The organism is Pseudomonas asuensis (genome assembly GCF_014646755.1).
In the GTDB taxonomy this organism is placed as follows: Bacteria; Pseudomonadota; Gammaproteobacteria; order Pseudomonadales; family Pseudomonadaceae; genus Chryseomonas; species Chryseomonas asuensis.
In genome coordinates this window covers 1-15,335 of record NZ_BMNW01000025.1, presented here as the reverse complement: position 1 = coordinate 15,335, position 15,335 = coordinate 1, and the positions used below count along the sequence as shown (strand labels likewise).

Annotated in this window: 12 protein-coding genes, 1 tRNA gene and 1 pseudogene; all 14 read left to right on the top strand. The window is 51.7% G+C overall.

Translation table 11 applies throughout. The features are described 5' to 3' along the window. Positions 1–108: EF-Tu C-terminal domain-related protein (locus IEX86_RS23750; RefSeq protein WP_505909231.1), on the top strand; the 108-nt coding region annotated here is incomplete at its 5' end. A 54-nt stretch (positions 109–162) separates the two neighbouring features. After that, a tRNA-Trp gene (locus tag IEX86_RS23745) sits at positions 163–238 on the top strand. 37 nt (positions 239–275) lie between these two features. Then, on the top strand, positions 276–644 hold the full coding sequence (gene secE / locus IEX86_RS23740) for a preprotein translocase subunit SecE (RefSeq protein WP_188868637.1): 369 nt from the start codon (positions 276–278) through the stop codon (positions 642–644). Positions 645–653: 9 nt separating this feature from the next. Continuing rightward, the gene (gene nusG / locus IEX86_RS23735; protein WP_188868636.1) at positions 654–1,190 is read left to right on the top strand and encodes a transcription termination/antitermination protein NusG; all 537 of its coding nucleotides are present in this window, start codon (positions 654–656) and stop codon (positions 1,188–1,190) included. A gap of 113 nt (positions 1,191–1,303) precedes the next feature. Beyond that, the gene (gene rplK, locus IEX86_RS23730) at positions 1,304–1,735 is read left to right on the top strand and encodes a 50S ribosomal protein L11 (RefSeq protein WP_010796741.1); all 432 of its coding nucleotides are present in this window, start codon (positions 1,304–1,306) and stop codon (positions 1,733–1,735) included. Next, entirely contained in the window at positions 1,735–2,430 is a 696-nt protein-coding gene (gene rplA, locus IEX86_RS23725; protein ID WP_188868635.1) for a 50S ribosomal protein L1, read from the top strand. The genes rplK and rplA overlap by 1 nt, the downstream gene beginning before the upstream one ends. A 192-nt stretch (positions 2,431–2,622) precedes the next feature. Then, a complete protein-coding gene (rplJ, locus tag IEX86_RS23720) occupies positions 2,623–3,123 on the top strand; it encodes a 50S ribosomal protein L10 (RefSeq protein WP_188868634.1) in 501 nt (166 codons plus the stop codon). Positions 3,124–3,201: 78 nt separating this feature from the next. Then, complete coding sequence (gene rplL, locus IEX86_RS23715; protein ID WP_188868633.1) at positions 3,202–3,570, top strand: 50S ribosomal protein L7/L12; 369 nt, start codon at positions 3,202–3,204, stop codon at positions 3,568–3,570. Positions 3,571–3,794: 224 nt separating this feature from the next. Next, positions 3,795–7,868, top strand: a complete 4,074-nt coding sequence (gene rpoB / locus IEX86_RS23710; protein ID WP_188868632.1) for a DNA-directed RNA polymerase subunit beta — start codon at positions 3,795–3,797, stop codon at positions 7,866–7,868. Between the two features lie 64 nt (positions 7,869–7,932). Further along, positions 7,933–12,135, top strand: a complete 4,203-nt coding sequence (gene rpoC, locus IEX86_RS23705; protein WP_188868631.1) for a DNA-directed RNA polymerase subunit beta' — start codon at positions 7,933–7,935, stop codon at positions 12,133–12,135. A gap of 150 nt (positions 12,136–12,285) precedes the next feature. Further along, positions 12,286–12,511, top strand: a pseudogene (locus tag IEX86_RS23700) (hypothetical protein). Between the two features lie 95 nt (positions 12,512–12,606). Then, positions 12,607–13,080, top strand: a complete 474-nt coding sequence (gene rpsG / locus IEX86_RS23695; RefSeq protein ID WP_010796748.1) for a 30S ribosomal protein S7 — start codon at positions 12,607–12,609, stop codon at positions 13,078–13,080. Between the two features lie 18 nt (positions 13,081–13,098). Further along, positions 13,099–15,201, top strand: coding sequence for an elongation factor G (fusA, locus tag IEX86_RS23690; RefSeq protein ID WP_188868630.1), 2,103 nt, complete (start codon positions 13,099–13,101; stop codon positions 15,199–15,201). Between the two features lie 29 nt (positions 15,202–15,230). Next, a partial coding sequence (locus tag IEX86_RS23685) for a GTP-binding protein (protein ID WP_043238044.1) occupies positions 15,231–15,335 on the top strand: 105 nt, incomplete at its 3' end.

Genomic DNA, 15,335 nt, shown 5'->3' with positions numbered 1-15,335 from the left:
GTTGTTACCCTGATCGCTCCGATCGCCATGGAAGAAGGTCTGCGCTTCGCAATTCGCGAAGGCGGCCGTACCGTAGGCGCCGGCGTGGTTGCCAAGATCGTCGAATAAGTTCTTGATCTTGGGTTGTTAGGTCGGCATAATAGCCGGCCTGATTTAAGTTACAGGCCAGTAGCTCAATTGGCAGAGCGGCGGTCTCCAAAACCGCAGGTTGGGGGTTCGATTCCCTCCTGGCCTGCCAGATTTTAATCTGGCATTTCCTGACAGGATTTCAATTGATGAGCGTCAAGGCGGAAGCCAAAGAGTCACGCTTCGATGCGGTAAAGTGGCTTGTGGTCGTCTTGCTGGTAGCAGTAGGTGTTGTTGCTAACCACTACTACTCAGCCCAGCCGATCCTGTATCGCGTTATCGGCTTGCTGGTTCTGGGTGCTGTAGCTGCTTTCGTTGCATTACAGACTGTCAAAGGGCAGGCGTTTTTTACGCTGCTCAAAGAGGCGCGCACCGAGATTCGTAAGGTTGTCTGGCCTACAAGGCAAGAGACAACTCAAACCACATTAATTGTGGTTGCAGTAGTGCTGGTCATGGCACTGTTGCTATGGGGATTAGATTCCCTGCTCGGATGGCTTGTTTCCATGATCGTAGGTTAAGGGTTCGCCGTGGCTAAGCGTTGGTACGTAGTGCATGCATACTCGGGTTACGAGAAGCATGTCATGCGCTCTTTGATTGAGCGAGTCAAGCTTGCCGGAATGGAAGAAGGGTTCGGCGATATTCTGGTCCCCACTGAAGAAGTGGTAGAAATGCGCAATGGCCAGAAGCGCAAGAGTGAACGTAAGTTCTTTCCAGGTTATGTCCTCGTTCAAATGGAAATGAATGAAGGTACATGGCACCTTGTTAAAGATACCCCTCGAGTGATGGGCTTTATTGGTGGAACGGCTGATAAGCCAGCACCGATCACTGATCGTGAGGCAGAGGCGATACTTCGTCGTGTATCCGATAGCAGTGATAAGCCTAAGCCGAAGACATTGTTTGAGCCAGGCGAGACCGTCCGTGTTATTGATGGTCCATTTGCTGACTTCAACGGTGTTGTAGAAGAAGTGAATTATGAGAAAAGCCGGATTCAAGTGGCTGTCCTAATTTTTGGACGCTCCACGCCGGTTGAGCTGGAATTCAGTCAGGTCGAAAAAGTCGTCTAACTGATGCCTGGTCCCATACCCCGCAGTTTAGGCTGCGGGGTTTTGTCGTCAGTGGGATAAGGTGAATCAAACCGGGGAGCCTTAAGGCGCTAGACCCGTCATTGGAGTAGCAAATGGCTAAGAAAATTCAGGCTTATATCAAGCTGCAGGTTAAGGCAGCTCAAGCTAACCCGAGCCCGCCAGTAGGCCCGGCTTTGGGTCAGCATGGCGTGAACATCATGGAATTCTGTAAGGCATTCAATGCTCGTACCCAAGGTATGGAGCCAGGTCTGCCAACACCGGTAATTATTACCGTTTACAGTGACCGTAGCTTCACGTTCGAGACTAAAAGTACTCCTGCCTCCGTTCTTTTGAAGAAAGCAGCAGGCATTCAGAGCGGTTCTAGCCGTCCGAACTCTCAGAAAGTAGGCACTGTAACGCGTGCTCAGCTTGAAGAGATTGCCAAGACTAAGAATGCTGATCTGACTGCTGCTGATATGGATGCGGCTGTACGTACTATCGCTGGCTCTGCGCGTAGCATGGGCCTCAATGTGGAGGGCGTGTAATGGCCAAGCTCACTAAGCGTCAAAAGGCTATTGCTTCCAAGATTGAAGCGGGCAAGCAGTACAGCTTTGAAGAAGCTGCTGCGCTTTTGTCTCAGCTATCCACTGTTAAGTTTAAAGAATCAGTAGACGTATCGGTTAACCTGGGTGTTGATCCTCGTAAATCCGATCAGGTTGTTCGTGGCGCTACTGTTCTACCAAACGGTACCGGCAAAAGCGTCCGTGTAGCTGTATTTACCCAGGGTCCTAACGCAGAAGCGGCTTTGGCTGCAGGCGCAGAAAGAGTGGGTATGGACGACTTGGCTGCCGAGATGAAAGCTGGCGATCTGAACTACGACGTTGTTATTGCTTCTCCAGATGCAATGCGTGTAGTAGGTCAGTTGGGTCAGATCCTTGGTCCTCGTGGTCTGATGCCTAACCCTAAGGTTGGTACTGTGACTCCGGACGTTGTTACCGCTGTCAAGAATGCAAAGGCCGGTCAGGTACGCTTCCGTACTGACAAGAACGGCATTATCCACGCTTCTGTTGGTAAGGTTGATTTCGAACCTGTCAAGCTCAAGCAGAACGTTGAAGCGCTGTTGGCTGACCTGAAGAGACTTAAGCCCTCTTCCTCTAAAGGTATCTATGTCAAGCGCGTGACTCTGAGCACCACTATGGGGCCAGGTCTGCAGATTGATCAGGCTTCTCTGGAAGCTTAAGTGATACGAGCGAAGCATTGCTTCGCTCTCTTATTGGGGTCCCTGCCTGGCGGGGGCTGTCCAAGACCGTAGGTGACGAAAGTCTTAAATTAAGCCTACGCAGATGGTGCTCCCGATTCGGTTACCGAGTCAGACACCAAAACGACGTCCAGCTTAGGCTGGGCGATACGGTAACATCCAGGAGTAAAACCCGTGGCAATTAAACTCGAAGACAAGAAGGCTATCGTCGCTGAAGTCAACGAGGCTGCCCAAAGTGCCCTGTCTGCTGTTGTGGCTGATGCCCGTGGCGTGACTGTAGGTGCAATGACCGGACTCCGTAAAGAGGCCCGTGCGGCTGGTGTTTACGTGAAAGTTGTGCGTAACACACTGCTGCGTCGCGCTGTTGAAGGTACATCTTTTGATGTACTGAACGACGCGTTCAAAGGCCCGACCCTGATTGCTTTCTCTAACGAACATCCGGGCGCTGCTGCTCGTATTTTCAAGGAATTTGCTAAGGGCCAGGACAAGTTCGAGATCAAGGCAGCCGCGTTTGAAGGCAAGCTGATCCCAGCTAACCAGATCGACGTACTGGCAACTCTGCCAACTTACGACGAGGCTGTGTCTCAGCTGATGAGTGTTATCCAGGGCGCAACCAGCAAGCTGGCTCGTACTCTGGCAGCTATTCGCGACCAGAAAGAATCTGCTGCAGCCTAAGGCTAAGCATCTACTTTCTCGCTTTTTTGTTTAATTCTAGTGGCTACGAAGCCCCTAAACGATACAGGAATTAGAGTCATGGCTCTGACCAACGAAGACATCATCAACGCCGTATCCGAAATGTCCGTCATGCAAGTGGTCGAACTGATCAAGGCGATGGAAGAGAAGTTCGGTGTAACTGCTGCTGCCGCTGTAGCTGCTGGTCCGGCTAGTGCCGCTCCTGCTGCTGAAGAGCAGACTGAGTTCACTATCATGTTGACCGAAGCTGGTGACAAGAAAGTGAACGTTATTAAAGTTGTTCGTGAACTGACTGGTCTGGGCCTGAAAGAAGCCAAGGCAGTAGTTGACGGCGCGCCTGGCGTAGTTAAAGAAGGCGTTTCCAAAGAGGAAGCCGAGGCTGCCAAGAAGTCTCTGGAAGAAGCTGGCGCCAAGGTCGAGCTTAAGTAAGCTCAGACATTGCGTCTACAGCCTGAGCGTTAAAGTTCGGCTGATGGCTGGTGGCAATAGCCACCGGCCTTTTTCTGTTTCGATGCGACCCGGTCGGGTTTGTGATCAAATAGAAATAAAGAAGGCCATCATAGGTGATGGCGCAAACGGTAACGTTTGCAAGATTTTCCGGCTGCTCCCGTCGGAGAGGCCAAACAAGCAGGTGACCAAGCTGGGGAACGCTGATGGCTTACTCATACACTGAGAAAAAACGTATCCGCAAGGACTTTAGCAAGTTGCCGCACGTTATGGACGTGCCGTATCTATTGGCTATCCAGCTGGATTCGTATCGCGAATTCCTGCAGGCGGGCGCAGGCAAAGATCAGTTCCGCGATATCGGTTTACACGCGGCCTTCAAGTCCGTTTTCCCGATTATCAGTTATTCCGGCAATGCTGCCTTGGAATATGTTGGCTATCGCCTTGGCGAGCCAGCATTTGATGTTAAAGAATGTGTTCTACGTGGTGTGACTTTTGCTGTCCCGCTGCGAGTTAAAGTGCGCCTGATTATTTTTGATCGTGAGTCCTCTAACAAGGCGATCAAAGACATTAAGGAGCAAGAAGTTTACATGGGGGAAATTCCCCTGATGACAGAAAACGGTACCTTCGTTATTAACGGTACCGAGCGTGTCATCGTTTCTCAGTTGCATCGCTCGCCTGGTGTCTTCTTTGACCACGACCGTGGTAAGACTCATAGCTCTGGCAAGCTGCTGTACTCTGCTCGTATTATTCCTTACCGCGGCTCTTGGTTAGACTTTGAGTTTGACCCGAAGGATAGCGTATTCGTTCGTATCGATCGTCGCCGCAAGTTGCCAGCGACCGTTCTGCTACGTGCGCTTGGCTACGGTACAGAAGAAGTACTGGATACTTTCTACGACACCAACGTATTCCATATCAAGGGCGAAACCCTGAATCTGGAATTAGTACCGCAGCGTCTGCGTGGTGAAATTGCCAGCTTTGATATCAAAGATGATGCTGGCAAGGTGATTGTGGAGCAGGGGCGCCGTGTTACTGCGCGCCACATTAACCAGCTTGAAAAAGCAGGTATCACTGAACTGGAAGTACCGTTCGATTACGTTATTGGCCGTACCACTGCCAAGGTGATCGTGCACCCAGCTACAGGTGAAATTATTGCCGAGTGCAATACCGAGCTCACCCTCGATATGCTGGCAAAAATTGCAAAGGCAAATGTTGTTCGTATCGAAACGTTATATACCAACGACATTGATTGCGGCCCATTTATTTCCGATACGCTGAAGATTGACTCCACAACCAATCAGCTAGAAGCGTTGGTTGAAATCTACCGCATGATGCGCCCAGGCGAGCCGCCAACCAAGGAAGCTGCCGAGACGCTGTTTAACAATCTGTTCTTCAGTGCTGAACGTTACGACCTGTCTGCGGTTGGTCGTATGAAGTTCAATCGCCGCATCGGTCGTGACGAGATCGAAGGTCAGGGCGTACTGAGCCGCGAAGATATTGTTGATGTGCTTAAGACGCTGGTAGATATTCGGAACGGTAAAGGTATTGTTGACGATATCGACCACCTGGGTAACCGCCGTGTGCGTTGCGTAGGGGAAATGGCTGAGAACCAGTTCCGTGTTGGCCTTGTGCGTGTTGAGCGTGCGGTCAAGGAACGTCTGTCGATGGCAGAAAGTGAAGGGTTGATGCCGCAAGACCTGATCAATGCAAAGCCAGTTGCTGCTGCGATCAAGGAATTCTTTGGCTCCAGCCAGCTGTCTCAGTTCATGGACCAGAACAACCCATTGTCCGAGATTACGCACAAACGCCGTGTTTCTGCACTCGGCCCGGGTGGTTTGACTCGTGAGCGTGCTGGCTTTGAGGTTCGTGACGTTCACCCGACTCACTACGGTCGTGTGTGCCCGATCGAAACCCCGGAAGGTCCGAACATCGGACTGATCAACTCGCTGGCTACTTATGCGCGCACGAATCAGTACGGATTTCTGGAAAGTCCTTACCGTGTAGTTAAGGATGCCGTTGCGACCGATGAAATCGTGTTCTTGTCTGCAATTGAAGAAGCCAACCATGTGATTGCGCAGGCCTCTGCTGCTTTGGATGAGAACAATCGTTTGGTTGACGAGCTCGTAGCGGTCCGTCATCAAAACGAATTCACGGTTAAAAGCCCAGAAGACGTAACGTTAATGGACGTTTCGCCTAAGCAGGTTGTTTCTGTTGCTGCCTCGCTGATTCCGTTCCTTGAGCACGATGACGCCAACCGTGCTCTGATGGGGTCGAACATGCAGCGTCAGGCAGTGCCGACTCTGCGTTCGGACAAGCCGCTGGTAGGGACTGGGATGGAGCGTAACGTAGCGCGCGATTCTGGCGTCTGCGTTGTTGCTCGTCGAGGTGGTGTAATCGATTCGGTCGATGCGAGTCGTATCGTGGTACGGGTGGCTAATGCAGAAGTTGAAACGGGAGAGGCAGGTGTAGATATCTATAACCTGACTAAATACACTCGTTCCAACCAGAATACATGTATTAATCAGCGTCCGCTGGTAAACAAGGGTGATGTTATTGCGCGTGGCGACATCCTGGCCGACGGTCCGTCGACTGATATGGGTGAGCTGGCCTTGGGTCAGAACATGCGCGTTGCGTTTATGACATGGAATGGCTTCAACTTCGAAGACTCGATCCTTTTGTCTGAGCGTGTTGTACAGGAAGACCGTTTCACTACGATTCACATTCAGGAATTGACCTGTGTGGCTCGTGATACCAAGCTCGGCCCAGAAGAAATTACGTCTGACATTCCGAACGTGGGCGAGGCCGCGCTTAACAAGCTCGACGAGGCCGGTATCGTTTATGTTGGTGCCGAAGTACAGGCAGGTGACATTCTTGTTGGTAAGGTAACGCCGAAAGGCGAAACTCAGCTAACGCCTGAAGAGAAACTGCTGCGTGCTATCTTTGGTGAAAAAGCGTCCGATGTTAAAGATACTTCGCTGCGTGTGCCTACTGGTACCAAGGGTACAGTTATTGATGTGCAGGTCTTTACCCGTGACGGCGTAGAGCGTGATTCTCGTGCATTGGCAATCGAGAAGTCTCAGCTCGACGAAATTCGCAAGGACTTGAACGAAGAGTTTCGTATCGTCGAAGGTGCTACCTTTGAGCGTCTGCGCCAGGCTCTAGTGGGTCAGATAGCTGATGGTGGTCCAAACGTCAAGAAGGGTTCTGTTATTACAGACGAGTATCTTGACGGTCTGGAGCGCGGCCAGTGGTTCAAATTGCGCATGGCAGAAGATGCTCACAATGAGCAATTAGAAAAGGCGCAAGCCTATTTGTCTGATCGCCGTCAGCTCTTGGATGATAAGTTCGAAGACAAGAAGCGTAAGCTGCAGCAGGGCGATGACCTTGCGCCTGGCGTCTTGAAGATCGTGAAGGTTTATCTGGCAATCCGTCGCCGTATCCAGCCTGGCGATAAGATGGCCGGTCGTCATGGTAACAAGGGTGTTGTATCGGTGATCATGCCGGTTGAAGACATGCCTTATGATGAGATAGGTACTCCGGTCGATATCGTACTGAACCCGCTAGGCGTTCCTTCGCGGATGAACGTTGGTCAGATTCTTGAAACGCACCTGGGCCTTGCTGCCAAGGGGTTGGGCGAGAAGATCAATCGTATGCTCGAAGAGCAGCGTAAAGTGGCTGAGTTACGTGGTTTCCTGCATGAGCTCTATAACGAGATCGGCGGACGTCAGGAGAACCTGGATGAGCTGAGCGACGAAGAAGTACTGCGTCTGGCTAATAACCTGCGTGGTGGTGTGCCAATGGCTACACCAGTCTTCGACGGTGCGAAGGAGCGCGAAATCAAGGCTATGTTGAAATTGGCCGATCTGCCAGAAAGCGGGCAGATGCGTTTGTTCGATGGCCGTACCGGCAACCAGTTCGAGCGTCCGGTTACCGTCGGTTACATGTATATGCTGAAGCTTAACCACTTGGTCGATGACAAGATGCATGCCCGTTCCACGGGATCGTACAGCCTGGTTACCCAGCAGCCGTTGGGTGGTAAGGCGCAGTTCGGCGGACAGCGTTTCGGGGAGATGGAGGTCTGGGCCCTAGAAGCTTATGGTGCCGCTTACACCCTTCAGGAAATGCTGACAGTCAAGTCGGACGATGTGAATGGCCGAACCAAGATGTACAAAAACATCGTGGACGGAGATCATCGTATGGAGGCCGGCATGCCGGAGTCCTTCAACGTACTGATCAAGGAAATTCGCTCGCTCGGTATCGATATCGAATTGGAAACCGAATAACACGCGACGCTAAAAGGGCATGGCCGTCAAGGCGGTCATGCCTGGTCCGTGAGGAGGAAAGGCCTTGAAAGACTTGCTGAATCTGTTGAAAAACCAGGGTCAACTCGAAGAGTTCGATGCCATTCGTATCGGTCTGGCTTCGCCTGAGATGATCCGCTCTTGGTCCTTTGGTGAAGTTAAAAAGCCAGAGACCATCAATTACCGTACGTTCAAGCCTGAGCGTGATGGTCTTTTCTGCGCCAAGATCTTTGGCCCGGTAAAAGACTATGAGTGCTTGTGTGGAAAGTACAAGCGCCTCAAGCATCGTGGCGTTATATGCGAAAAGTGCGGTGTAGAAGTTGCTCTGGCTAAGGTGCGCCGTGAGCGCATGGGGCACATTGAGCTGGCTTCTCCAGTTGCACACATTTGGTTTTTGAAGTCGTTACCGTCCCGTATCGGCTTGCTGTTGGACATGACCCTGCGTGATATCGAACGCGTACTCTACTTCGAGAGCTACGTTGTCATCGATCCAGGCATGACTACGCTCGAAAAATACCAATTGCTCAATGATGAGCAGTATTTTGAAGCCCTTGAGGAGTTCGGTGATGACTTCGATGCCCGTATGGGCGCCGAGGCGGTATTCGAGCTGCTGGGCGGTATTGATCTAGAGCATGAGATTGGTCGCCTGCGCGAGGAAATTCCGCAAACCAATTCCGAAACCAAGATCAAGAAGCTATCCAAGCGCTTGAAGCTGATGGAGGCCTTCCAAGGCTCCGGCAACAAGCCTGAATGGATGGTAATGACTGTGCTGCCTGTTCTGCCACCGGACTTGCGTCCTTTGGTACCGTTGGATGGTGGCCGTTTCGCAACGTCTGATCTAAATGATCTTTATCGACGCGTTATTAACCGTAACAATCGTCTAAAGCGCCTGCTCGATTTGTCAGCGCCTGACATTATCGTGCGTAACGAAAAGCGCATGCTGCAGGAAGCGGTTGACGCATTGCTGGATAATGGTCGTCGCGGTCGAGCTATCACGGGCTCTAACAAGCGTCCGTTGAAATCGCTGGCCGATATGATCAAGGGTAAGCAGGGCCGCTTCCGTCAGAACCTGCTGGGCAAGCGCGTAGACTACTCTGGACGTTCGGTAATTACCGTAGGTCCTACCTTGCGTCTGCATCAGTGTGGCCTGCCTAAGAAAATGGCATTGGAACTATTCAAGCCGTTCATCTTTGGCAAGCTGGAAGCCCGCGGTATGGCGACCACTATTAAGGCCGCCAAAAAGATGGTTGAGCGTGAATTGCCTGAAGTTTGGGACGTTCTTGCTGAAGTCATCCGCGAGCACCCTGTTCTGCTAAATCGTGCTCCGACATTGCACCGGTTAGGTATCCAGGCGTTCGAGCCCGTACTAATCGAAGGTAAGGCGATTCAGTTGCATCCGTTAGTGTGTGCGGCTTACAACGCTGACTTTGACGGTGACCAGATGGCGGTTCACGTGCCGCTGACCCTGGAGGCTCAGCTTGAAGCTCGTGCGTTGATGATGTCGACCAACAACATCCTGTCGCCTGCTAACGGTGAGCCAATCATCGTGCCGTCGCAGGACGTTGTGTTGGGTCTGTATTACATGACGCGTGAGGCTATTAATGCTAAAGGCGAAGGTCGTGTATTTGCTGACCTGCAAGAGGTTGACCGGGTATTCCGTGCTGGCGAAGCTGCACTGCATGCCAAGATCAAGGTTCGTATTAACGAGAAGGTGAAGCAAAAAGACGGCTCTGTCGTCAGCAATACGCGCATCGTTGATACGACAGTGGGTCGTGCGCTACTGTTCCAGGTTGTTCCTGCGGGCTTGCCGTTCGACGTTGTAAATCAGTCTATGAAGAAAAAGGCAATCTCCAAGCTGATCAACCATTGCTATCGCGTGGTCGGTTTGAAAGATACTGTCATCTTCGCTGACCAGCTCATGTACACCGGCTTTGCTTATTCGACTCTTTCAGGGGTTTCGATCGGTGTAAATGACTTCGTTATTCCAGACGAGAAGGCTCGTATCATTGATGCGGCTACGTCTGAAGTAAAAGAGATCGAAAGCCAGTATGCCTCTGGTTTGGTTACGCAAGGCGAGAAGTACAACAAGGTGATCGACTTGTGGTCGAAAGCCAACGACGAAGTATCCAAAGCGATGATGACTAATCTCTCGAAAGAGAAAGTTATTGATCGTGAGGGTAATGAAGTCGATCAGGAGTCATTCAACTCCATGTACATGATGGCTGACTCGGGCGCGCGGGGCTCTGCTGCGCAGATTCGTCAGCTAGCCGGTATGCGTGGCTTGATGGCCAAGCCAGACGGCTCCATCATCGAAACACCGATTACTGCAAACTTCCGTGAAGGTTTGAACGTACTGCAGTACTTCATTTCTACTCACGGTGCACGTAAAGGTCTAGCGGATACTGCCTTGAAGACGGCCAACTCAGGTTACCTGACTCGTCGTCTGGTTGATGTTGCGCAAGATCTGGTTGTAACCGAAGTCGATTGCGGTACTGAGCATGGCTTGGTTATGACGCCGCACATTGAAGGCGGCGATGTGGTTGAGCCTTTGGGTGAGCGCGTATTGGGCCGAACCATTGCGCACGATGTATTCAAGCCGGGTGCGGATAACGAAGTCATTGTTCCGGCTGGCACATTGGTAGATGAGCGCTGGGTCGAGTTTCTCGAACTCAACAGTGTTGACGAAGTGGTGGTCCGCTCTCCGATTACCTGTGAGACCCGTCATGGTATCTGTGCCACGTGCTACGGTCGTGATCTAGCTCGCGGTCACCGTGTAAATATCGGTGAAGCAGTAGGTGTAATTGCGGCTCAGTCGATTGGTGAGCCCGGTACTCAGCTGACTATGCGTACCTTCCACATTGGTGGTGCAGCCAGCCGGACGTCTGCTGCAGACAATGTTCAAGTGAAGAATGGCGGCACTATTCGCCTGCATAACTTGAAGCATGTAGAGCGTGCTGATGGTGCGCTGGTAGCTGTATCCCGCTCTGGTGAGCTGGCTATTGCAGATGATTTTGGTCGTGAGCGTGAGCGCTATCGTTTGCCGTACGGTGCGGTAATTTCCGTTAAGGAAGGCGATAAGGTTGATGCGGGTGCGGTAGTAGCTAAGTGGGACCCGCACACTCACCCGATCGTAACCGAGATGGATGGCACCGTGGCCTTTGTGGGCATGGAAGAAGGGATCACGATCAAGCGTCAAACCGACGAATTAACGGGTCTGACGAACATTGAAGTGCTGGATATTAAGGATCGTCCGAGCTCTGGCAAGGATATCCGGCCAGCAGTGAAGTTGATCGATGCCAATGGCCGTGATTTGCTGTTGCCAGGTACTGATGTGCCCGCTCAGTATTTCTTGCCACCAAATGCGCTGGTTAACCTGAACGATGGGGCTAAGGTCCGTGTAGGTGACGTCATTGCACGTATCCCGCAGGAAACGTCCAAGACTCGTGATATTACGGGTGGTCTGCCGCGCGTAGCTGACCTGTTCGAGGCGCGTCGACCGAAGGAGCCAGCAATTCTTGCTGAGATCAGCGGTACGATTTCTTTCGGTAAGGAAACCAAAGGCAAGCGCCGCTTGGTAATTACACCTACTGATGGCAGCGAACCGTATGAAGAGCTGATTCCAAAGTGGCGCCACCTGAACGTCTTTGAGGGTGAACAGGTAAGTCGCGGTGAAGTTATCTCCGATGGTCCAAGCAACCCGCATGATATCCTCCGGCTGTTGGGTGTAAGTGCACTGGCGAAATACATCGTTAATGAAATTCAGGATGTATATCGCTTGCAGGGTGTGAAGATCAACGATAAGCACATTGAGACCATTTTGCGCCAGATGCTGCGTAAGGTTGAGGTGAGTGAGGTCGGTGATTCAAGCTTCATCAAGGGTGACCAGATGGAGTTGACTCAGGTGCTTGAAGAAAACGAGCGTCTAGTCGCAGGTGATAAGTTTACTTCCAAGTACGAGCGCGTATTGCTGGGCATTACAAAGGCATCTCTGTCGACAGAGTCCTTTATTTCGGCAGCTTCCTTCCAGGAAACAACGCGCGTTCTGACTGAAGCAGCGGTAACAGGTAAGCGTGACTTCCTGCGCGGCTTGAAGGAGAACGTGGTTGTGGGTCGATTGATCCCAGCGGGTACTGGTCTGGCTTATCACAGTGAGCGTAAGCGTCAGCGTGAGATCGGCAAGCCTCAGCGTGTAAGCGCAAGTGAGGCAGAAGCCGCTTTGACAGAAGCGCTTAACTCAAGTGGTAGTTAAGTAGTAAATCAAGCGAAGCCTTGGCTGAGTGGTCAGGGCTTCGTATTGACGGTACGGGAGAACCTCTTTAGACTTTCGTACCCCGAAAATTGGCAGGGCCCATGGTCCTGCCATTTCGTTTGTGTCGTAAGACAATCAGTGGAGCTATAGATGGCAACTATCAACCAGCTGGTGCGTAAGCCGCGCAAGCGTCTCGTCGAGAAGAGCGACGTGCCTGCGCTGCAAAACTGCCCGCAACGTCGTGGTGTTTGCACCCGCGTATATACAACTACCCCTAAGAAGCCAAACTCGGCATGTTCGCGGCTCTCTGGACACCTCTGGTGTTAAAGACCGTAAGCAGGGTCGTTCCAAATACGGCGCGAAGCGTCCGAAGTAATCTATTCTTTTGTTCGAGTCGATAAGAGTAAGGTCAGACGTAACCTCAATGTTACAGTTCTGAGCTAACCTGAAGACCGTTTTGAGGGCTTATCAATGCCAAGACGTCGTGTAGCGGCCAAGCGCGAAATACTTGACGATCCAAAATACGGAAGCCAGATCCTGGCCAAGTTCATGAACCACGTGATGGAAAGCGGTAAGAAAGCCGTTGCTGAGCGTATCGTTTATGGTGCTTTGGACAAGGTCAAAGAGCGTTCCAAGAATGCCGATCCCCTGGAAGTTTTCGAAAAAGCGCTCGACGCCATCGCTCCGCTGGTCGAAGTAAAGTCCCGCCGTGTAGGCGGTGCTACCTACCAGGTGCCGGTCGAAGTTCGTCCGTCCCGTCGCAATGCTCTGGCCATGCGCTGGCTGGTGGACTCCGCGCGTAAGCGTGGTGAGAAGTCCATGGCTCTGCGCCTGGCGGGAGAGCTCATGGATGCATTCGAAGGCAAGGGCGCCGCAGTCAAGAAGCGCGAAGATGTGCACCGCATGGCAGAGGCCAACAAGGCCTTCTCGCACTACCGCTTCTAATCAAGCGAGGACCTTATCGTGGCTCGTACTACTTCAATTAATCGCTACCGTAATATCGGTATCTGTGCCCACGTGGACGCAGGTAAAACGACTACAACGGAGCGAATTCTGTTCTACACCGGCGTGAACCATAAAATGGGTGAGGTTCATGACGGCGCAGCTACCATGGACTGGATGGTTCAGGAGCAGGAGCGTGGTATTACCATTACTTCTGCTGCCACTACTGCGTTCTGGTCAGGCTCCACCAAGCAGTACGACAATTATCGCGTAAACATCATCGATACCCCCGGTCACGTTGACTTCACTATTGAAGTTGAACGCTCTTTGCGCGTGCTGGATGGTGCTGTGGTTGTATTCTGCGGCACTTCTGGTGTTGAGCCGCAGTCTGAAACCGTATGGCGTCAGGCTAACAAATACGGTGTGCCTCGTATTGTTTATGTCAACAAGATGGATCGCGCTGGCGCTAACTTCCTTCGTGTGATTGAGCAGATCAAGAAGCGCTTAGGTCATACGCCTGTTCCGGTTCAATTGGCTATCGGTGCTGAAGATAATTTTCAGGGTCAGATTGATCTGCTGAAAATGAAAGCAATCTTCTGGAATGATGACGATCAGGGCATGTCTTACCGCGAGGAAGAAATTCCTGCGGAGCTTCAGGATCTGGCCGAAGAGTGGCGCTCCAACATGGTTGAAGCTGCTGCTGAAGCCAACGAAGAGCTGATGAACAAGTATCTGGAAGGCGGTGAGCTGTCGATCGATGAGATCAAAGCTGGCCTGCGTCAGCGTACCATTGCTTGTGAAATTGTTCCGGCTGTCTGTGGCTCCTCGTTCAAGAATAAGGGCGTTCCTCTGGTTCTTGATGCTGTAATTGAATTCTTGCCGGCTCCGACTGAAATTCCTGCGATCAAGGGTGTTCATCCGGACAATGAAGAGCAGGAAGATGAGCGTCATGCTGATGACGCTGAGCCTTTCTCGGCTCTGGCGTTCAAGATTGCTACTGACCCCTTCGTTGGTACTCTGACTTTCGCGCGCGTTTACTCTGGCGTCCTAAACTCTGGTGACTCTATTCTGAACTCTGTTAAGGGTAAGAAAGAGCGCGTGGGTCGTATGGTGCAGATGCATGCAAACACTCGCGAAGAGATCAAAGAAGTACGTGCAGGCGATATCGCTGCTCTAATCGGTATGAAAGATGTCACTACTGGTGACACGCTTTGCTCACTGGAAAAGCCGATTATCCTGGAGCGTATGGACTTCCCTGAGCCTGTGATTTCGGTAGCGGTTGAGCCGAAAACCAAGGCTGACCAAGAAAAAATGGGTATTGCCCTAGGTAAGCTGGCACAGGAAGACCCGTCTTTCCGTGTTAAGACTGACGAAGAGTCGGGGCAGACCATTATTTCCGGTATGGGTGAGTTGCACCTGGATATTCTGGTCGATCGTATGAAGCGTGAGTTCGGTGTTGAAGCCAACATCGGTAAGCCTCAAGTTGCATACCGCGAAACTATTCGTAATAAGTGCGAAATCGAAGGTAAGTTCGTTCGCCAGTCTGGCGGTCGTGGTCAGTTCGGTCATTGCTGGATTCGTTTTGCTCCGGCTGACGAAGGTCAGGAAGGCCTCGAGTTTACCAGTGAGGTAGTGGGTGGTGTGATTCCGAAGGAATACATTCCTGCTATTCAGAAGGGTATCGAAGAGCAGATGAAAAACGGTATTGTTGCCGGTTATCCGCTGCTTGGTCTGAAGGCGACTGTATTCGACGGCTCTTATCATGACGTCGATTCCAACGAGATGGCGTTCAAGATTGCCGCTTCGATGGCAACTAAGCAGCTGACTCAGAAGGGTGGTGCTGTTCTACTCGAGCCAATCATGAAAGTCGAGGTGGTAACACCTGAGGACTACATGGGTGACGTTATGGGTGACCTGAACCGTCGTCGCGGCCTTATCCAGGGTATGGAAGACACTGTATCCGGCAAGGTAATTCGTGCTGAGGTTCCGCTGGGCGAGATGTTTGGCTACGCTACAGATGTGCGTTCCATGTCTCAAGGTCGTGCTAGCTACTCCATGGAGTTTGCTAAGTACGCTGAAGCGCCATCGAACATCGCCGATGCTATTATCAAGAAACAAGCTTAATAAACGCTTTCTAGTAGGGGTTTATACTCGTGGCTAAAGAAAAATTTGAACGTAACAAACCGCACGTCAACGTCGGCACCATCGGCCACGTCGACCATGGTAAGACAACGCTGACCGCAGCCCTGACCAAGGTT

Bases quoted from the DNA above. Each gene is read 5' to 3' on its own strand.
- secE (WP_188868637.1), top strand. From the start codon at position 276: ATGAGCGTCAAGGCGGAAGCCAAAGAGTCACGCTTCGATGCGGTAAAG.
- rplK (WP_010796741.1), top strand. From the start codon at position 1,304: ATGGCTAAGAAAATTCAGGCTTATATCAAGCTGCAGGTTAAGGCAGCT.
- rplA (WP_188868635.1), top strand. From the start codon at position 1,735: ATGGCCAAGCTCACTAAGCGTCAAAAGGCTATTGCTTCCAAGATTGAA.
- rplL (WP_188868633.1), top strand. From the start codon at position 3,202: ATGGCTCTGACCAACGAAGACATCATCAACGCCGTATCCGAAATGTCC.
- rpoB (WP_188868632.1), top strand. From the start codon at position 3,795: ATGGCTTACTCATACACTGAGAAAAAACGTATCCGCAAGGACTTTAGC.
- rpsG (WP_010796748.1), top strand. From the start codon at position 12,607: ATGCCAAGACGTCGTGTAGCGGCCAAGCGCGAAATACTTGACGATCCA.